Raw genomic sequence first — 17,659 nt, 5'->3', positions numbered from 1 at the left:
CCCCGGCTCCAGGGTGGACCCACGGCCGTATCGGGAGCAGACTCGTCGCCGTCCGTCAAGGTCAGCGGGGCCCGAGCCGGAACGCACCCCTCCGGTGAGGTGCGGCCGGACGGTCGCTATTGTCGATCACCCCCACACTTCGATCGTCAGTTCGTACGGGCGCCGCGGCGCCCGTACCTCTCTCCCGAGGGAAACCGTTGAAACCAACACTCACCGTCCGCGCCGTGGGGATCGGCGCGGCGGCGTCGCTTCTCGTCGGGTGCTCCAACCTCTCCTCCTCCGACGACGGCCGCGTCCTCGAGGTCTGGATGATGAACTACAGCGCCGGGGAGGAGTTCCTCGACCAGGTCGTGGCCGAGTTCGAGGAAGCCAACGACGGCGTCGAGGTCGAGGTCACCATCCAGGAGTGGGGCGGCATCGGTGAGAAGGTGACCGAGGCGCTCACCAGCGGCGACGGTCCCGACGTCATCGAGGTCGGGAACACCCAGGTGGCACAGTACGTCGCCACCGGAGGCCTCTCCGACCTCACCAACCAGGTCATCAGCCTCTCGGGCGACGACTGGATCCCCGGCCTGGCCGACCCGGGCCAGTTCTACGGCCACCAGTACGGCATCCCCTTCTACGCGGCCAACCGCGTGGTGATCTACCGCAAGGACCACTTCGCGGACGTCGGCATCAACGAGCTTCCGACCGACCGCGAGGAGTGGCTGGAGGCCACCACCCTTCTCAACGACGTCCCGGGCCGCCAGGGCATCTACCTCCCCGGAAAGAACTGGTACGTCCTGGCGGGCTTCATCTGGGACGAGGGGGGCGACCTGGCGGTCGAGAGCGCCGGCAACTGGACGGGCACGCTCGACACCCCCGAAGCCGCGGCCGGCATGGAGTTCTACGCCGAGTTGCAGGCACTCGGCAACGGACCCGCCGACGCGGACGAGGCCGACCCGCCCCACGAGGAGGTCTTCGCCGAGAACGAGGTCTCCCAGCTCATCTCGACGCCGGGTTCGGCGGCTGCGATCCTGAGCGCCAACCCCGAGCTGGAGGACCAGCTGGGCTTCTTCCCCGTCCCGGGCAAGGAGTCGGACACCCCCGGCGCGGTCTTCACCGGCGGTTCCAACCTGGTCATCCCGCACGCCACCGACGACCTGCGGCTGGCCTACGAGTTCGTCAAGCTGCTCACCGGCGACAAGTGGCAGAGCGAGCTGGCGACTTCCATGAACCTCGTGCCGAACCGCACCACCCTCGCCGACGTCGTCGCCGACGAGCCGGCTACCGCGGCCATGGTCCAGGGCGCGGTCAACGGCCGCGCCACCCCGCAGTCGCCCCACTGGGCGGCGGTGGAGGAGGAGGACCTGATCAAGGAGTACCAGGCCGCGGTCCTCCAGGGTGCCGACCCGATCGAGGCGGGCCGGGAGGCCTCGGAGCGCATCACCGAACTGCTCAGCGGTCGCGTCGAGGAGTAGCCGCGACGGACCGCGGAACGGGGCCGGGGCGGGGGTGCAGACCTCCGACCCGGCCCCGTTCGCACGCCGTGCCCGGCCCGCCCGGGGTCAGGGGGTGATGCCCCGCTCCGCGACCCATGCCAGCTGCTTGGCCAGCTGGGCGGTGCGACCGCCCGCGTGGTCGCCGAACGGCCAGACCGCCATGGCGCGCTCGCCCCCGTAGCGGTGGTAGGCGGCGTAGACCGTCGACGGCGGGCAGATCGGGTCCATCAGCGCGACGCTGAAGAGAGCCGGGGCCGTCGCCAGCGTGGCGAAGTGCAGGCCGTCGAAGTAGTCGAGGGTGCCGAAGGTCTGCTCGGGGTCGGCCATCTGGCGCTCGCCGAGGTAGGCCGTGAAGTCCGTGTACGGACCCTGCGAGGCCACCTGGGCACCGCGGCGGAAGTGGCAGAGGAACGGCACGTCGATCAGGGCGGCAACGGTGTCACCGCCCGCCAGGCCGGCGGTCGCCAGCGCCAGCCCGCCCCCTTGGCTGCGCCCGCTGACGACCACCCGGGCGGGGTCGACCGCGGGGTGTTCGCGGATCGCGTCCAGCGCGCGGACCGCGTCGGTCACGAGCCGCCGGTAGAAGTAGTGGTCACGGTCGGCGACGCCGCGGGTCATGAAGCCGCGGGGCGACTGCGGGCCGGGGGCCGGGTCGGGGTCCGGGGTGGCGTCGCCCATGCCGCGGGCGTCGACGACCAGGTGGACGTAGCCGGCGGAGGGCCACGCCAGGTGGTCGAGGTAGCTCCCCCTGCCGTTGTTGTAGGGGCTGTAGCGGACCACCGCGGGCAGTGCGTCTCCCGCGGTGGTGCCCTTGGGAAGTATCAGCCAGCCCGCCACCGCCTGCCCGTCCCACCCGGGGAACCGGACGTCGAACACGTCGACGGTGCGCAGCGCGGAGTCCGCGACCGGCCGGTAGGTCGCGGGACCGGTGGCGGCGGCGCGGGCCGCGGCGAGCGTTTCGTCCCAGAAGCTGGTGAAGTCCCCGGGCGTGGGGACGTCGCTGTGGTACTCCCGCAGCTTCTCCAGCGGCATGTCGGTCAACGGCATCGCGAGCCCCGTTCTCGTGTCCGCGCCGCGGTGGGCGCGTGGTGGTGCGGCGGGGCGGTCCGGCAGTCGCGGTCCGGGCGACGGGCGCGGCGGGACGCGGTCTGGTCGGGCCCGCGGCCCGCTGACATGATCGGGTCGACTCTACCCACGGCACCGGCCGGGGACGGAAGGGTGATCGCACATGGTGGCGGGGACGCTGCGCGAGGTCTGGGTCGTGGACGCCATCAGGACGCCGTGCGGCCGGTACGGCGGGGCGCTCTCCGGGGTTCGCCCCGACGACCTGGCGGCACACGTGGTGCGGGCCTTGGTCGGCCGGAGCCCGGCACTCGATCCCGCGCGGGTGGACGAGGTCGTCCTCGGCACCGCCAACGGCGCCGGGGAGGACAACCGCAACGTGGGCCGCATGGCGGCGCTGCTGGCAGGGTTGCCGGTCTCGGTGCCGGGGAGCACCGTCAACCGGTTGTGCGCCTCCGGCCTGGAGGCGGTGGTCCAGGCGTACCGCGCCGTGGCGGTGGGGGACGCCTCGCTGGTGGTCGCGGGCGGCGTCGAGTCGATGAGTCGCGCCCCGTTCACCATGGAGAAGCCGGACCGCGCGTTCCCGGCGGCGCCGCCCCGGATCCACTCCACCGCTCTCGGGTGGCGGCAGGTGAATGCGGCGATGGACCCGGCGTGGACGGTCTCGCTGGGCGAGGGGGCCGAACTGCTCGCGGACCGGCACGGCATCGACCGTGCCGCGCAGGACCGCTTCGCGCTGGAGTCGCACCGGCGCGCCGCTGCCGCGTGGCGCGCGGGCGCCCACGAGGCGGAGGTGGTGGCCGTCCCGGGCGTGGAGCTGGAGCGGGACGAACCGATCCGCGACGACGGTGACACGGCGTCCCTGGCACGGCTGCGCCCGGCCTTCCGCGAGGAGGGCGGGACGGTCACGGCGGGGAACTCCTCGCCGCTGAGCGACGGCGCGGCGGCGCTGCTGCTGGCGGACGAGGCGGGGGTGGCGGCGACGGGACGGGAGCCGTTGGCGCGGGTGACGGCGTCGGCGGTGACCGCGCTGGAGCCGCAGTACTTCGGGCTGGGGCCGGTGCGGGCCGTGCGCCGTGCGCTGGAGCGGGCGGGCAGGGGGTTCGACGCGCTGGGGGTGGTCGAACTCAACGAGGCGTTCGCCGCCCAGGTGCTGGGGTGTCTGGCGGAGCTGCCGGAGCTGGACCCGGCCCTGGTCAATCCGCGCGGGGGCGCGATCGCGGTGGGGCACCCCCTGGGCGCCTCGGGGGCGAGGTTGGCGGGTGCGGTGGCGCACCAGCTGGCGGCAGCCGGCTCCGGGGTGGGGGTCGCCTCGCTGTGCGTAGGCGTCGGACAGGGGCAGGCGCTGGTGCTGGAGCGGTGAACGACGCGGCGCCGCGCACCCCGGTGCGGGGAGCGCGGCGCGCGGTGGGTCGGTGCGCCCCTCTCGGGGCACGACGACGGTGTCAGGGCACGACGACGATCTTGCGGCCCTTGCCGGCCTTGAACTGGTCGATCGCGGCCGGGTACTCCGCCAGCGGCACGCGGTCGCTGATGAAGACGGCCGGGTCGATCACCCCGTTGGCGAACAGGTCGGCGGCACGCTCGTAGCTGTGCAGCACCGCCATGGAGCCGGTGATGGTGATCTCCTGGTTGTAGATCTTGTACGGCTCGATGGTGGCCGTCGTGGCGTAGTCGGAGACGCCGAACTGCAGGAAGGTGCCCGCCTTCGCGACGCGGTTGATGCCGTCCTGGATGGCGGCGGCGTTGCCGGTCGCGTCGATCACGATGTCCCAGCCCTGCGGACGGCCCAGTTCGTCGGCGCCGGCCGCGGCGTTCGAGCAGCCGAGGGTGCGCGCCGTGGCCAGGCGGTCGGGGTTGAGGTCCACCACGTCCACCGAGGCGGCGCCGGTGAGCTTGGCGAGCTCCAGCATCATCAGGCCCATGGTCCCCGAGCCGTAGATCAACACGCGGGAGGCCATGCGGGCGGAGAGGATGTCGTAGCCGCGCACCGCGCAGGAGAGCGGCTCGATGAGCGCCGCGTCCGCGACGTCCACGTGGTCGGGCAGCTTGACGCAGTTGGCGACCGGGGCCACCGCGAACTCGGCCGCGCCACCGGCCACGGAGACGCCGATGGCGGCCCAGCGCTCGCACATGTTGGCGCGGCCCTCACGGCAGAACCGGCACTCGTGGCAGTACAGCGAGGGGTCCACCGCGACCTTGTCGCCGACGGCGACCTCGGTGACGTCCTTGCCGACAGCCGCGACCGTGCCCGCGAACTCGTGGCCCGGGACGATGGGCAGCGTGGGGGCGAACTCGCCCTCCAGGATGTGCAGGTCGGTGCCGCACAGGCCGCACGAGGCGACCTCGACCACCACGTCGCGGGGGCCGGGGGTCGGGTCGGGCACCGTGGTGACGGTGACCTTGCCGGGCGCTTCGATGACGGCGGCTTTCACTTGACGGCTCCTAGCGACAGGCCCTGGACCAGCTTGTCCTGGGCGGCGAATCCCGCGGCGAGCACCGGCAGGGAGATGGCGAACGAGGCCGCACACATCTGGGCGAGGAAGAGGCCCTGGCTGGTGATGAAGCTGGTGAGGAAGACCGGGGCGGTCTGCGCCGTCACACCGGTGAGCACCCGGGCGAACAGCATCTCGTTCCAGCTGAAGATGAAGCAGATCAACGAGGTCGCCGCGATACCGGGTCCGGCGATCGGCATGATCACCCGGTAGAGGATGACGGGGAGCCGGGCACCGTCGATCTGCGCGGCCTCGATGACCGAGGCCGGTACCTCCGCCAGGAACGACTGCAGCATCCAGACCGCGATCGGCAGGTTCATCGCGGTGTACAGGATGATCAGCAGCCAGATGTTGTCCAGCATCCCGAGGTTCTGCGCGATCAGGTAGATCGGGAGCAGCGCGGCGACGATCGGCAGCATCTTGGTGGACAGGAAGAAGAACAGCACGTCCCGCCACGCCTTGACCGGCCGGATCGACAGCGCGTACGCGGCCGGCAGGGCGAGCACCAGCACCAGGAGGGTGGAGAGCAGCGAGGCGGTGAGCGAGTTGATCAGCGGGGGCCAGGGGCTGGCGCCGCCGCCGAAGAACTCGCGGTAGCTGTCGAGCGTCAGCGGCGCCGTCAGCGACGGCGGGTTGGTCGCCGCGTCGGACTCCGAGCGGAAGCTCGTCAGCACCATCCAGGCGACCGGCAGGAAGAACAGCAGGCCGACGGCCCACGCGAGCAGGCCGAGGAAGGCGCCCTTGCCGCGCTGGGCGAGATTGGCCGACGGGGCGGCGGTGGTGGTCACAGCGCTCACCGGGAACCCTCCTCGCTGAACAGGGACGACACGACGCGCAGCGCGAAGGTGGCCAGGATGATCGAGCCGATGACCACCAGGACGCCGGCAGCGGAGGCGAGGCCGTACTCGTGGGCCTGGTAGAAGGTCTGGTAGATGCTGAACGGCAGGTTGGCCGTGCCCAGACCGCCCTGGGTCATGATGAACACCGCGTCGAAGTTCTGCACGATGTAGATCGAGCCGAGCAGACCGCCGAGTTCGAGGTAGCGGCGCAGGTGCGGCAGCGTGATGTAGCGGAACATCTGCCAGTTGCCGGCGCCGTCGAGGCGGGCCGCCTCCATGACGTCGCCCGGGCGGCTCTGCAGGCCGGCGAGCAGGATCAGCATCATGAACGGCGTCCACTGCCAGACCAGCGAGATCTGCACCGCGAGCAGCGGCATCTCGGAGATCCAGTCCGGCTGGATCGGGTTGTCGATGCCGAAGAGCCCCGCGAACCAGTTGATGGAGCCGTTGAGCAGCCCGTACTCGGGGTTGAACAGCATGTGCTTCCACAGCAGCGCGGCTGCCACGGGCACCACCAGGAACGGCGCGATCATCAGCGTGCGGACGATGCCGCGGCCTCGGAACGACCGGTCCAGGAGCAGGGCGATGGCGAGGCCGAGCACCAGGGAGGCGAGCACGACCGTCGTGGTGAGGATGATCGTGGTCAGGACCGAGGACCGCAGGTCGGCGTCGGAGAGGACCTCGCCGAAGTTGGCGAGCCCCGCGAAGGCGCGGTCGTCGGGGTAGAGCGAGTTCCAGTCGAACAGCGAGATGACCAGCGTGGCCGCGAACGGCAGCTGGGTCATGATGATCAGGAATATGAGGGCCGGCAGCAGGGGCGCCCGGCGGGCCCACACGCTTGCGCGGCGGGCCGCGGCCGGCCGCCGGGCGGAGTCGTTCCGCCCGGCGTCCGCGCCCGACGACTGCGGCGGCGCCGCGGTCGGGGAGGTGCTCATCAGTCCTGGTACCCCTCGCCGACGCGCTCGGCAGCGGCCTGGGCCTTCTCCAGGGCCTCCTCGACGCTCTGCTGACCGGCGATGGCGGCGCTGATCTCACGGGAGACGCGGGTGCCCAGGTCGGTGAACTCAGGGATGCCGACGAACTGGATGCCGGCGGCGGGACGGGGCTGGACGCCCGGGTCGTCCGGCTTGGCCTCGCTGATGGCACGGAAGGTCACGTCGTAGAAGGCCTCGGCGTCCTTCTGGTAGTCCGCGTTCTCGTACGTCGAGGCGCGCTTGCCGGCCGGGACGTTGGACCAGCCGCTGGTCTCGCCGACCAGTTCCTCGTAGCCCTGGCTCGACGCCCAGGAGATGAACTCCCAGGCGTTGTCGGTGTTCTCAGACGCCTTCTGCATGCCCCAGGCCCAGGTGTAGAGCCAGCCCGAGGACTCGGTCTCCTTGACGGGGGCCGGCACGTAGCCGATGTCGCCCTGGACCGGGGAGCCCTCGGCCTCCAGCGAGCCGGCGCCGGCGGTGGCGTCATACCACATGGCGGTGTTGCCCTGGGTCATGTTGTTCAGGCACTCGGCGTAGCCGGACTGGGCGGCGCCGGACTGGCCGTGGTCGCGGACCAGGTTGACGTAGAACTCGGTGGCCTCGACGAACTCCGGGGCGGTGAGCTGCGCGTTCCAGTCCTCGTCGAACCAGGTGCCGCCGAAGGTGTTGACGACGGTGGTGAGCGGCGCGATCAGTTCGCCCCAGCCGGGGAGACCGCGCAGGCAGATGCCCTTCATGTCGGAGACCTCGTCGTCCACCGTGGCGGCGAACTCGGCGACCTCGTCCCAGGTGGGCTGCTCGGGCATCTCCAGGCCGAGCTCCTCGAAGACGTCCTTGCGGTACATCAGGAAGGAGGACTCGCCGTAGAACGGCTGGGCGTAGGTCTTGCCGTCCTCACCGGTGAGGGAGAGGCGCATCGGCTCCAGGATGTCCTCCTCGTTGTAGTCCGAGTCGTCGGCGAGGAAGGGGTCCAGTTCGTGGAGCCAGCCGTTGCGGGCGTAGATCGGCGTCTCGTAGTTGGAGATCGTCGCCACGTCGTACTGGCCGGACTGGCTGGCGAAGTCCTGGCTGATCTTGTCGCGGACGTCGTTCTCGGGGAGGACGGTGAAGTTCACCTCGATCCCCGTCTCCTCGGTGAAGTTGTCGGCGGTCAGCCGCTGGAGCTCCACCATCTGGGGGTTGTTGACCATGAGGACGTTGACGCTCTCGCCGTCACCCCCTGACGATCCACCGGCTCCGGCGCATGCGGTGAGCAGCATGCCGCCCGCGAGGGCGGTGGCTATCGCTGCGCGGGTGCGTCGACTCTGACTGCGCATCATTGGGCTCCAGGGGGTACAGGGGCAACGGGAACCAGCCGTCCGCCCGTTTTCGGGGTGAGAAGGGGTGAGAAGGTGTCGGTCGTGTACGTCTGCGCGAAAGTCTGTGCGGGTGCCTCGGTCGTGATCGGCCGCGGTCACACCCTGATGATCTGCGGCCCCAGCAGGGAGTAGCGGTGGGCCTCGGCGAGCGGTAGCCCGGTGGTGGTCACGATGGCCTCGAAGTCGGCTACCTCGGCGAACCGGCAGAAGCTCACCGCGGCGAACTTGGTGTGCATGCCGACCAGTACGCGCCGCCGGGAGACCCGGATCGCCTGCGCCTTGACCTCGCTCACCGAGGGGTCGGGGGTCGTGAGCCCCAGGTCGCGGGAGATGCCGTTGGCGCCGATGTAGGCCAGGTCGATGACGAAGCCGGAGAGCATCGACACGGCCCAGTGGTCGACCGTCGCGAGGGTTCCGCCGCGCACGCGCCCGCCGGCCAGGAGCACGGTGCAGTTGTCGCGCTCGGCCAGGACCCCGGCGGTCGCCAGCGACGTCGTCACCACGGTCAGCGGTCGCTCGACGGGCAGCGCCTCGGCGATGAGCTGCGGGGTGAAGCCCTCGTCGAGGAAGACGGTCTCGGCGTCCCCCAGGAGCCCGGCGGCGGCGGTCGCGATCCGCCGCTTCTCCGGTACGTGCATCGTGGTGCGGAACGCGAGCGTGGTCTCGAACCCCGCGCTCTCGACCGGGTAGGCGCCACCGTGGGTGCGGCGGACCAGGCCGTGGTCCTCCAGCAGCCGCAGGTCCCGCCGCACCGTCTCCTTGGCCACGCACAGGCTGTCGGCGAGCTCCGCGACGTCCACCGCTCCCGAGCGTCGGGCAGCCGCGACAATGGCCCGCTGTCGTTCCTCCGCGCTCATGTCTCCCGCACGCCCTTCGCCCTCGATGCCCGTTCGGGCCCTGAGGAGAAGTTCTACAGCCCGCAGCCCACGATCTCCAGGCCGCCCGCTGGGGAGATCGTGACCGCATATGCCCGTTCGACCACGGCCTCCGCGACGCGGAGGCCGCTCATGACTGCGGTGAGGCGGATCGCTCATCGACGGCGACGCCCGTTCGACTGCCCGCTTCGCCCGGTCCGGATCCGCGCCCCGGCGCGGTCGAAGCTCCGGGCAAGAGCCGAGTCGGGCGCCAGCCGGGCAGATCAGCGGGTTCCGCATGTCCGTCCGGTCACCTTCGGGCACCGTCCGGGCACGCTGCGGCGTGACGTGGCACACACGGGGTGACAGCGCGACGCGGCAGAGTGACGGGAGACGCGGATGCCGACCGGCCGCCGCACCCGCGCGCACGCGGCTCCCCGAGCGGCCCGGGGCTTCCGGGTCGGGCGTCGTTCCGACCGGCCGCGGCGCCGTGCCCGTCATCCCGGAGGCGCGCCCTCGGCGGGCGGCGAGGCGACCGACGAGCGGGCACCGCCGGGCCGCTCAGGATCTGCCGCCGGCGGGGCCGAGCGGGGCGCCGCACCGTCGGGACCTGCGAGCACGCCCCGGCAGGCGTGCTCGGAGACGGGTACGGACCGTCAGTCGGACGGTCGGCTGCCCGAGGCGGGTGCCCGCCCGCTGCCCGGTCCGCCCCTGGGCGCCCGGGGGAGGCCACCGCTGGCGCCGACCGGGCGCGCGTCACTCCCCCCGGACCGTGCCCGCCTCGTCGAGACGCCTCCGGAGTTCGAGCGGCAGGGGCGTCGTCACCGCGTCGAGCGCCGCATCGAGCTGCCAGAGGCGGGAGGCGCCCAGGATCGGCAGGACGGGCACCGCGCCGCCGGCGAGCCAGGCGAGCACCACCTGTCCGGCCGTGAGCCCGAGTTCACCGGAGACCGCGGCCAGCGCCGCCAACCGGTCCGTCGTGCCCGGGTGGTGGTAGGCCGGCGGCAGCGCGCGCTCCGGCACGTCGTACGCCCCGCGCAGCAGCGGGGTGTAGGCCCAGATGTCCATGCCGTTCACCGCCGCGTGGTCGAGCTGTTCTCCGCTCAGGTCACCGAAGGAGTGCTCGGTCGTCAGCGCCCCGGGACGGGGCCGCAGATAGCTGTGGCTCAGCTGGATCGCGTCCAGCGGACGGGAACCGCGCGAGACGGCCAGTCCGCGGGCGCGCTCCACGCGCCAGGCGGGGTGGTTGGACGCCCCGACGCGGAGTGCCCGACCGGAGTCGGTGAGTTCGGCGAGTGCGTCCACGGTCTCGGTGAGGTCGGTGGCCCGGTCCTCCATGTGTGCCCAGAACAGGTCCACGGTCCCGACGCCCAACCGCCGGAGGCTCGCCTGCGCCGCAGCCCCGATCGCGCGGGCCGAGAGGCCGGTGCGGGACCCCTCCGCCACGCCGGGGACCGCGGGCTCGGCCCCCGTCTTGGTGGCCAGCAGCACGCGCTCGCGCATCCCCGGGCGCGCGGCGAGCCATCGACCCAGCACCAACTCGCTGTGGCCACCGCGGCCGGACTCGCCCTGCCAGAAGGCGTAGCAGTCCGCCGTGTCGATCCAGCGTCCGCCGCGTTCGACGAAGCGGTCCAGCAGCGCGTGCGCGTCGGCCTCCGGGACGGTGGTGCCGAAGTGCATGGTGCCCAGGACGAGGGAGTCGGGCCCGGGGGCGGTCTCGTGGTGCGCCGGGTGGCGTGGTGTGGTCATGGCACGAGCCTGGGACCTGGAGCGTGCTCCAGGTCAAGTGCAGACTCGATGCCATGACGTACTACACCCCGGCGCAGGCCGCGCGACGGACCGGGCTCTCCCTGGACACCCTCCGGTACTACGAGAAGTCAGGTGTGATCGCGCCGGTGGCTCGGACCGGGGCCGGGCGCCGCGTCTACAGCGAGCAGGACCTCGACCGGCTGGAGTTGGTCCGCTGCCTGCGGCAGACCGGCATGCCCGTCGCCGAGCTGCGGCGGTACGGCGCCCTGGGCACCGGTGAGGAGGCAGCGGCGGAGCGGCTGCGGCTCCTGGAGGAGCACGACGCCCGGCTGCTCCGCGCGGTCGAGCTGATGCTGGCCGCCCGGCGCGACCTGCTGCTGGGGAAGATCGACCGCTACCGGTCCGAACTCGGGCTGCCGCCCTACCCGGACGGGGCGGATGGCGCGGATCGGTCCGGGCGGGACGACACGCCGAGGTGTTGACCGGCGGTGGTGGCGGCTGAGAGTGTTCCGCCATGCTGACCGGCACGCGCCTCGTCGTACGACACCACGTGGACTTCGTCCGCGTGGCCAGCGCGCTGTGTCGCCGCGGTCGTCCCTGACGGCCGCGCCCGGTCCTCTCCTCGGGTGCGGCGGATATCTTCCGCCCTCCGCACGGTCTTCGTGCGCCACCCCAGCGAGGTTTCTCCCATGCCCGCCGTACAGCGCCCCGCCGCACCCGCCGCCCGCATTCCGCACTCCCCCGCGTCGCTCGCCGCCCTGGCGCGCCGGTTCGCCGCCGACCCCGGGAGCTGGGAGCGGGTCGTCCGGTTCACCGCCCCCGAACGCTTCTACACCCGGTTGAGCGTCGAGGCCGACCACGAGGTCTGGCTGCTCACCTGGCTTCCCGGGCAGGGCACGGAGATCCACGACCACGGCGGGTCCTCGGGTGCCTTCACCGTCGTCCGGGGCGAACTCACGGAGGGAACGTTCCTCCCGGGCGCCGTGACGCCGCAGCGGGTCGAGCCCCGGCGGCTCCCGGTGGGCGGCCTGCGCTCCTTCGGCCCCCGCTACGTGCACGAGGTGGTCAACCGGGGCACGGAGCCGGCCGCGAGCATCCACGCCTACGCCCCGGCACTGACCGCCATGTCCACCTACCGCCGCCGCGCGGACGGCATCCTCGTGCTGGACCGCACCGAGGAGGTCGACCGATGAGCGACACCGCGAACGGGACGTCACCGCTCGGCGTCGACCGCCACCTCGCTGAGGCCCGCCGCCGCCTCGACCGTGTCACGCCCCGGGAGGCGTACACGGAGGTCGCCGCCGGGGCACGGCTGGTGGACACCCGCCCGCGGCTCCGCCGCGAGGAGGAGGGCGGCATCCCCGGCGCGCTGGTCATCGAACGCAACCACCTGGAGTGGCGGCTGGACCCGTCGAGCGAAGGCGTGATCCCCGAGGCCGACGACCACGGCCTTCGCTGGATCGTCTTCTGCGACGAGGGGTACGCCTCGTCGCTCGCCGCGGCCTCGCTGCGTGCGATCGGCCTCCACCGTGCCACCGACCTCGTCGGCGGCTTCCGGGCGTGGCACGCCGCCGGCCTCCCTGTGCTGCCGCCCACCGGACGTCCCACGAGCTGATCCGCGCGCCGCTCCGCGCCGGGTCGGGGCGGCGGCCCGACCCGGCGGCGACCGTCGGTTTCCTGCCGTGTTCAGGTCACCGCCGCGCGTCGTCCGCCCCCCGACCGGCCCGCCGCGCGACAATCGGCGGGCCGCTCAGCCGGCGGCCCCACGGCGACGACGAAGGCGGCAGCATGCGAATAGGTGGAAGAGTGACCGGGCCGGTGGTCGCGACGATCCTCGGTGGCGCGCTGCTGACGGGCTGCGGGGACCCCGGTACCGCGGACGGCGAACCCGGCGAGATCAGCGCCTCCCCCACGGACGACGCCGAGCCCACACCCGATGACAGCTCGCCCTCGGCCGAGCCGGAGGACACCGTGCCGGACGCCACTGCGGAGCCCGGCACGGACGCCGACGAGGCCGCGGCCACGCCGGGCGCGTGGCGGTACGCGGAGACCGAGGAATCGGACGGCACGCTGCGGGTGGCCGAAATCGACAGCGAGTCCCCGGTCGACATCGACGGCGGCGACGACCCCGCGGTCCTCTCCGTGGCCGAGCACTCCGTCCACGGGGGCGAGTCGTGGCTGGACCTGCCCGCCGGTTCGGTCGACTGCCGCGGGGAGTGCACGGTACGGGTCACCGTCGACGACGCCGACCCGCTGGAGCTGCCCGCCTCGCGCGACGGCGAGGACGAGACGCGGCTGCGGCTCGGCGGAGCCGAGGATCTGTACTCCGAGCTCCGCACCGCCTCGACGGTGTCGGTGGAGGTCCCGGTCACCGGCGTCGGCACGGTCCAGGTCTCCTTCCGGGTCACCGGCTTCGACCCCGAGCACTTTCCCGGCCGCGCGTGAGAGCGCCGATACCCGCCGACTGCGGCCTCCCCCCGCCACCGGCGGTCGGCGCGCCACACGACTCCCCGGTGCCCCTGCGGGGCTTCCCCGGGCCCGGCGGGTGGCAGGATGGACGCATGGATGTCCGCCGCAGGAACAACGTCGTCGTCACCGGGCGCGCGGACGGACCGGTGCTGCTCCTCGCGCACGGTTTCGGCTGCGACCAGAGCATGTGGCGGCTCCTCGTTCCCGCGCTCGCCGACGAGTTCCGCCTCGTGCTGTTCGACTACACGGGATGCGGCGCCTCCGAACGCGGGGCCTGGAACGCCGAGCGGTACGGTTCGCTCCAGGGCTACGCCGCGGACGTCACGGAGATCTGCGAGGAGCTGGGCCTGGAGGACGTGACCTTCGTCGGCCACTCCGTCAGCGCCATGGTGGGGGTGCTGGCGTCGCGGAGCGAGCGGAACCGCATCGGCTCGCTCGTGCTGCTGGTGCCGAACCCCCGCTACCTCGACGCCCCCGAGGAGGGCTACCGGGGCGGTTTCTCGGCCACCGACGTCGAAGAGCTGCTCACGTCGCTGGAGGCCAACCCCGGCTGGCCGCAGTGGCTCGCGCCCGTGGTGATCGGGGACCCGGACCGACCCGAGCTCAGTTCGGAGCTGGAGGAGGTCTTCTGCGCCGCGGACCCGGAGGTGGTGCGGGTCTTCGCCCGGGCGACCTTCCTGACCGACTCCCGCGCCGATCTGCCCGGGGTGTCCGTTCCGACCCTGGTGCTGCGCACCGCCCAGGACGCGATAGCACCGCTCGCGGTGAGCGACCTGGTGCACAGGGAGATCCCCGGGTCCCGGTTGGTCACCCTTGAGGCCACCGGACACTGTCCGCAGCTGAGCGCTCCGGAGGCCACCGCGCGGGCCGTCCGGGAGTTCGCAGGGGCTGTGAAGCGTCGATGAGCGCGCCTGGCGAGGAGCACGAAACAGTGAGAGAAGCCGGGCCGACCCCGCTGCCCCCTAACGGGGCGTCCCACCCGTCGGCGTGCGAGAACGGCTCGCGCCGCGGACCGGGCGCCGAGTCCGCAGACCGCCGCCGCGCCGCCCGGGGCGGTGACACCGCGACGGACGTCGCGTTCACCGCCCTGCTGGAGGACAGTGCGGAGGAGCTGTACGAGAAGGCGCCCTGCGGCTACCTCTCCACGCTGATGGACGGGACCGTGGCGCGCATCAACGGCACGCTGCTGGAGTGGCTCGGACTGAGCCGCCAGGAGGTGGTGAGCCGTCTCACCTTCCCCGACCTGCTCACGGGAGCGGGGAAGCTCTTCTTCGAAACGCGGTTCTTCCCCCTGCTCCGGCTGAAGGGCGAGGTCAACGGCCTCGCCATGGACCTCGCGCTGCGGGACGGCCGCCTGCCGGTGATGGCGAGCGCGACGCTGAAGACGAGTGCCGACGGCCAACCGCTGCTCATGCGCATCACCCTCTTCGACGCCCGCGACCGCCGCGCCTACGAAGCGGAGCTGCTGCGCGGCAAGACGGCCGCCGACGAGGCGAGGGCACGGGCCGAGGCGGACAGGGAGCGGCTCCAGTCCGCTCTCGCCGTGCTCCAGCGCAGCCTGCTCCCCGACGACCTGCCCCGGGTACCGGGGATGGAGGTCGCCTCCTACTACCACACCGCCTCCCGTGACCAGCTCGGCGGCGACTTCTACGACCTTTTCCAGGTGGACGGGGCCCGGTGGGCGTTCTTCCTCGGGGACGTCTGCGGCAAGGGCCCCGAGGCAGCAGCGGTGACCTCGCTGGTGCGGTACACGCTGCGGGCCGCCGCACTGCACGACTCGGAGCCGGAAGCAGCGCTGGCCACGCTCAACACGGTCCTGTACGAGCGGTACACCGGTAGCGACCCCCGGTACTGCACCGCGGTCTTCGGAGTACTGCGGCCCCGCGCCGAGACAGGGGAGGTGGAGGTCTCCCTCGCCTCCGGAGGCCATCCGCCCGCCATGGTGGTGCGCAGTGACGGCGAGGTGGAGCAGTTGCGCACGCCGGGAGGGCTGCTGATCGGCATCCTGCCCACGGCCAACTTCACCACGGCGGGTACTGTGCTGCGTGCCGGGGACACGTTGTTGCTCCACACCGACGGGCTCACCGAGGCCCGCACCGGGGCGGACCACGGGCTCTACGGTGACGCGGCGCTGGCCGCGTTCGCCCGGGAGCGCGCCCCGGTGAGCGCCCCCGCGCTGGTCGAGTCCCTGACGGAACTGCTCCACGGTTTCGGCGCCGGGCTCGACGACGACACCGCCCTCCTCGCCCTGGGCGTCCCGACGGCGGGAGCCGGAACAGCAGCCGGCACGGCCCAGCACTTCACCGCCGACACAGACAGCCGTTCGAGCAGCCACGAGACCCCCGCATGAATCAGCTGACCATCTCCCCCGTCGACGCCGACTCCGGCCCCGTGCTGGAGGTCGGCGGCGATCTGGACTACGCGACCGCGCCCGCGCTGCGGGCCGCGGTCAAGGCGCTGACGCCAACGGCAGGGCAGATGCTCCTGCTCGACCTCGGCGGCCTGACCTTCTGCGACTCCTCGGGCATCGCCGTCTTCGTCGCGGCCCGCAACCACGCCGCCGCGCACGGCGCCGAGCTGGCCCTCGCCGCCGTGCCGCCGCAGACCGTCCGCGTGCTCGGCGTTACCGGGCTGGCGCAGGTGCTGTCGATGTACGAGCACGTCGAGGGCGCTGTCGCAACGCACCTCTCCCGCGGCTGAGCCCCGAACCTCCCACGGGGGGGGGACGCGGGGCCACAGGCGTGCACCCGGCGGCGGAGTCGCCGGAGGCCCGGGTCACCCGGGCCGGCGCCCGCTGTTTGGAACCCACCGCGCCCGGTAACCCGACACCGCTGAGGCCGCTGCGACGGGTGCTCCACGACCGGAACGGACCGGGCGGGCGGGCGGACGAGTCGCGGTCGACGACAGCCATCCGTCGGTGACGGTGACGGCGCCGGCGGGCGTCGGCCGGCCACCGCCCGACCGAGGAGGTCCTGTTGACCACCCGACGACCCCGCATCGTGATAGTCGGCGCCGGTTTCGCCGGATACCAGTGCGCGCGCTCGCTGCTGCGGCGCGCCGACGGCGCCGCGGACATCGTGATCATCAACCCGCACGACTACTTCCTCCATCTCCCACTGCTCCCGGACGTGGCGGGCGGTGCGCTGGAGCCCCGCCGGGTGACCGTCTCCCTGACCGGGACGCTCAAGGGCGTCCGCCTGGTGCTGGGCGAGGCGGACGGCATCGACCTGGACGGCCGCACCGTCAGCTGGGTCGACCCGGAGGGCAACCGCGGCCGGCTCGGCTACGACCGGCTGGTCCTCACCGTCGGAAGCGTCAACAAGCTGCTGTCGGTCCCCGGGATCGGCGAACACGCCGGTTCGCGGCATCGCCGAGGCGCTGCACCTGCGCGACCACATCACCCGGCAGGTCGAGATGGCGAGCGCCGCCGCCTCCGCCGCCGAACGCGAGGCGCGCACCACGTTCGTCGTGGTCGGCGCCGGCTACACCGGCACCGAGGTCACGGCGCAGGGGGTCCGCCTGACGGACGCGCTGCACCGGCACGACAGCGTCCTGCGAAGGTGAGCGACCCAGTTCGAGACACCACTCGAAGCCGAAAGAAAAAGAACAAGCTCAGAGCGTGTTTGAGACCCCACGTCGGCTCAGCTCGCGGCGCCAGATGCGGTCAGCTGCAAGGCGGAGGGGCACCCTCATACCGGGTTGTATTCGGGTGTTCCTGACAACGCAGCAGATGGCCGTAGCTGGCGTCGCGGGCCCGGCGTGGGGTCTCAAACACGCTCTCCGTGACGGCACCGTCGTTCCCAGCCGCACCCTTGTGTGGTGCGTGGGGGTGCGGCCCGATCCCTTCGTCGAGTCCCTGGGGCTCGCCACGGAGAAGGGGCGGCTGTGCGTCGAGTCCACGCTGCGCGTCCCCGGGCGGCCGGAGGTCTTCGCCTGCGGTGACGCAGCGGCCGTCCCCGACCTCACCCGCACCGGCGAGGTGACCGCCATGACGGCTCAGCACGCACACCGGCAGGGGAAGTTGGCGGCGCACACCATCGCGGCCTCCTTCGGGCACGGCCGGGAACGCGAGTAGGTCCATCACGACCTCGGTTTCATGGTGAACCTCGGGGGTCGTGACGCGGCGGCCAACCCGCTGAAGCTGCCCTTGTCCGGCCTTCCCGCCGTCGTCGTCACCCGTGCCTACCGTCTGCTGTCGCAGCCCGGGAACCGGGCGCGCGTCGCGGCGGACTGGGCGTTGGACGCCGCGCTCCCCCGGCACGGCGTGCAGCTCGGCCTGGTCCCCCCGGACGCGGTGGCGCTGGAGACGACGCCGCCCGCCGGCCGGACCGGGGAGCGAGCAACGGAGACGTGACACGGAGCGAAAGACCCGGGTCAC

General features: G+C 72.6%; 16 protein-coding genes and 1 pseudogene. 10 read left to right on the top strand and 7 right to left on the bottom strand.

The genetic code is table 11. The features are described 5' to 3' along the window. Positions 1-197: 197 nt before the first annotated feature. Positions 198-1,460: an extracellular solute-binding protein gene (locus HCJ92_RS04815; protein ID WP_245240596.1), complete on the top strand. Its 1,263-nt coding sequence runs from the start codon at positions 198-200 to the stop codon at positions 1,458-1,460. A gap of 87 nt (positions 1,461-1,547) precedes the next feature. Here the strand turns inward: HCJ92_RS04815 and HCJ92_RS04810 are convergent, their stop codons facing one another. Beyond that, positions 1,548-2,528 carry an acetylxylan esterase gene (locus tag HCJ92_RS04810; protein WP_167932147.1) on the bottom strand — a complete coding sequence of 327 codons (981 nt, stop codon included), beginning with the start codon at positions 2,526-2,528 and terminating at the stop codon, positions 1,548-1,550. Positions 2,529-2,709: 181 nt separating this feature from the next. Here HCJ92_RS04810 and HCJ92_RS04805 point away from each other — a divergent pair, with 181 nt between their 5' ends. Continuing rightward, complete coding sequence (locus HCJ92_RS04805) at positions 2,710-3,906, top strand: thiolase family protein (RefSeq protein ID WP_167932146.1); 1,197 nt, start codon at positions 2,710-2,712, stop codon at positions 3,904-3,906. An 82-nt stretch (positions 3,907-3,988) separates the two neighbouring features. On the opposite strand, the gene HCJ92_RS04800 is transcribed toward HCJ92_RS04805, so the two are convergent. The 6 genes from HCJ92_RS04800 to HCJ92_RS04775 all read right to left on the bottom strand — a co-directional run bounded on the left by HCJ92_RS04800 (position 3,989) and on the right by HCJ92_RS04775 (position 10,812). Next, the gene (locus HCJ92_RS04800; RefSeq protein WP_167932145.1) at positions 3,989-4,978 is read right to left on the bottom strand and encodes an alcohol dehydrogenase catalytic domain-containing protein; all 990 of its coding nucleotides are present in this window, start codon (positions 4,976-4,978) and stop codon (positions 3,989-3,991) included. Then, a complete protein-coding gene (locus HCJ92_RS04795; RefSeq protein ID WP_167932144.1) occupies positions 4,975-5,835 on the bottom strand; it encodes an ABC transporter permease subunit in 861 nt (286 codons plus the stop codon). The genes HCJ92_RS04800 and HCJ92_RS04795 overlap by 4 nt, the downstream gene beginning before the upstream one ends. Next, entirely contained in the window at positions 5,832-6,812 is a 981-nt protein-coding gene (locus HCJ92_RS04790; RefSeq protein WP_167932143.1) for a carbohydrate ABC transporter permease, read from the bottom strand. The genes HCJ92_RS04795 and HCJ92_RS04790 overlap by 4 nt, the downstream gene beginning before the upstream one ends. Further along, positions 6,812-8,167 (bottom strand): ABC transporter substrate-binding protein, encoded by a 1,356-nt coding sequence (locus HCJ92_RS04785; protein WP_167932163.1) that lies wholly within the window; start codon positions 8,165-8,167, stop codon positions 6,812-6,814. The genes HCJ92_RS04790 and HCJ92_RS04785 overlap by 1 nt, the downstream gene beginning before the upstream one ends. Positions 8,168-8,304: 137 nt before the next feature. Beyond that, positions 8,305-9,066, bottom strand: coding sequence for a DeoR/GlpR family DNA-binding transcription regulator (locus HCJ92_RS04780; protein ID WP_167932142.1), 762 nt, complete (start codon positions 9,064-9,066; stop codon positions 8,305-8,307). 753 nt (positions 9,067-9,819) lie between these two features. Continuing rightward, positions 9,820-10,812, bottom strand: a complete 993-nt coding sequence (locus tag HCJ92_RS04775) for an aldo/keto reductase (protein WP_167932141.1) — start codon at positions 10,810-10,812, stop codon at positions 9,820-9,822. A 53-nt stretch (positions 10,813-10,865) separates the two neighbouring features. Here HCJ92_RS04775 and HCJ92_RS04770 point away from each other — a divergent pair, with 53 nt between their 5' ends. The 8 genes and pseudogenes from HCJ92_RS04770 (at position 10,866) to HCJ92_RS25760 (ending at position 17,635) form a co-directional block, all read left to right on the top strand. Next, positions 10,866-11,294, top strand: coding sequence for a MerR family transcriptional regulator (locus HCJ92_RS04770; protein WP_167932140.1), 429 nt, complete (start codon positions 10,866-10,868; stop codon positions 11,292-11,294). A gap of 207 nt (positions 11,295-11,501) precedes the next feature. Continuing rightward, positions 11,502-12,005 carry a cysteine dioxygenase gene (locus tag HCJ92_RS04765; RefSeq protein WP_167932139.1) on the top strand — a complete coding sequence of 168 codons (504 nt, stop codon included), beginning with the start codon at positions 11,502-11,504 and terminating at the stop codon, positions 12,003-12,005. Then, complete coding sequence (locus HCJ92_RS04760) at positions 12,002-12,427, top strand: rhodanese-like domain-containing protein (RefSeq protein WP_167932138.1); 426 nt, start codon at positions 12,002-12,004, stop codon at positions 12,425-12,427. Before HCJ92_RS04765 ends, HCJ92_RS04760 begins: the two co-directional genes overlap by 4 nt. A 173-nt stretch (positions 12,428-12,600) precedes the next feature. Continuing rightward, positions 12,601-13,257: a prolipoprotein diacylglyceryl transferase gene (locus tag HCJ92_RS04755; RefSeq protein ID WP_167932137.1), complete on the top strand. Its 657-nt coding sequence runs from the start codon at positions 12,601-12,603 to the stop codon at positions 13,255-13,257. Positions 13,258-13,373: 116 nt separating this feature from the next. Beyond that, a complete protein-coding gene (locus HCJ92_RS04750) occupies positions 13,374-14,186 on the top strand; it encodes an alpha/beta fold hydrolase (RefSeq protein WP_167932136.1) in 813 nt (270 codons plus the stop codon). A gap of 26 nt (positions 14,187-14,212) precedes the next feature. Then, positions 14,213-15,631, top strand: a complete 1,419-nt coding sequence (locus HCJ92_RS04745; RefSeq protein ID WP_420824670.1) for a PP2C family protein-serine/threonine phosphatase — start codon at positions 14,213-14,215, stop codon at positions 15,629-15,631. Continuing rightward, entirely contained in the window at positions 15,628-15,981 is a 354-nt protein-coding gene (locus HCJ92_RS04740; protein ID WP_167932134.1) for an STAS domain-containing protein, read from the top strand. Before HCJ92_RS04745 ends, HCJ92_RS04740 begins: the two co-directional genes overlap by 4 nt. A 299-nt stretch (positions 15,982-16,280) precedes the next feature. Then, a pseudogene (locus HCJ92_RS25760) lies at positions 16,281-17,635 on the top strand (NAD(P)/FAD-dependent oxidoreductase). The last annotated feature ends 24 nt before the right edge of the window (positions 17,636-17,659 follow it).

Origin of the sequence: Streptomyces spiramenti (assembly GCF_012034385.1) — a bacterium.
GTDB lineage: Bacteria > Actinomycetota > Actinomycetes > Streptomycetales > Streptomycetaceae > Streptomyces > Streptomyces spiramenti.
The sequence above is the reverse complement of the archived record's forward strand: the minus strand, read 5'-3'. Positions and strand labels throughout refer to the sequence as shown.

Bases quoted from the DNA above. Each gene is read 5' to 3' on its own strand.
- HCJ92_RS04810 (WP_167932147.1), bottom strand. From the start codon at position 2,528: ATGCCGTTGACCGACATGCCGCTGGAGAAGCTGCGGGAGTACCACAGC.
- HCJ92_RS04805 (WP_167932146.1), top strand. From the start codon at position 2,710: ATGGTGGCGGGGACGCTGCGCGAGGTCTGGGTCGTGGACGCCATCAGG.
- HCJ92_RS04790 (WP_167932143.1), bottom strand. From the start codon at position 6,812: ATGAGCACCTCCCCGACCGCGGCGCCGCCGCAGTCGTCGGGCGCGGAC.
- HCJ92_RS04785 (WP_167932163.1), bottom strand. From the start codon at position 8,167: ATGCGCAGTCAGAGTCGACGCACCCGCGCAGCGATAGCCACCGCCCTC.
- HCJ92_RS04780 (WP_167932142.1), bottom strand. From the start codon at position 9,066: ATGAGCGCGGAGGAACGACAGCGGGCCATTGTCGCGGCTGCCCGACGC.
- HCJ92_RS04775 (WP_167932141.1), bottom strand. From the start codon at position 10,812: ATGACCACACCACGCCACCCGGCGCACCACGAGACCGCCCCCGGGCCC.
- HCJ92_RS04770 (WP_167932140.1), top strand. From the start codon at position 10,866: ATGACGTACTACACCCCGGCGCAGGCCGCGCGACGGACCGGGCTCTCC.
- HCJ92_RS04765 (WP_167932139.1), top strand. From the start codon at position 11,502: ATGCCCGCCGTACAGCGCCCCGCCGCACCCGCCGCCCGCATTCCGCAC.
- HCJ92_RS04760 (WP_167932138.1), top strand. From the start codon at position 12,002: ATGAGCGACACCGCGAACGGGACGTCACCGCTCGGCGTCGACCGCCAC.
- HCJ92_RS04755 (WP_167932137.1), top strand. From the start codon at position 12,601: ATGCGAATAGGTGGAAGAGTGACCGGGCCGGTGGTCGCGACGATCCTC.
- HCJ92_RS04750 (WP_167932136.1), top strand. From the start codon at position 13,374: ATGGATGTCCGCCGCAGGAACAACGTCGTCGTCACCGGGCGCGCGGAC.
- HCJ92_RS04740 (WP_167932134.1), top strand. From the start codon at position 15,628: ATGAATCAGCTGACCATCTCCCCCGTCGACGCCGACTCCGGCCCCGTG.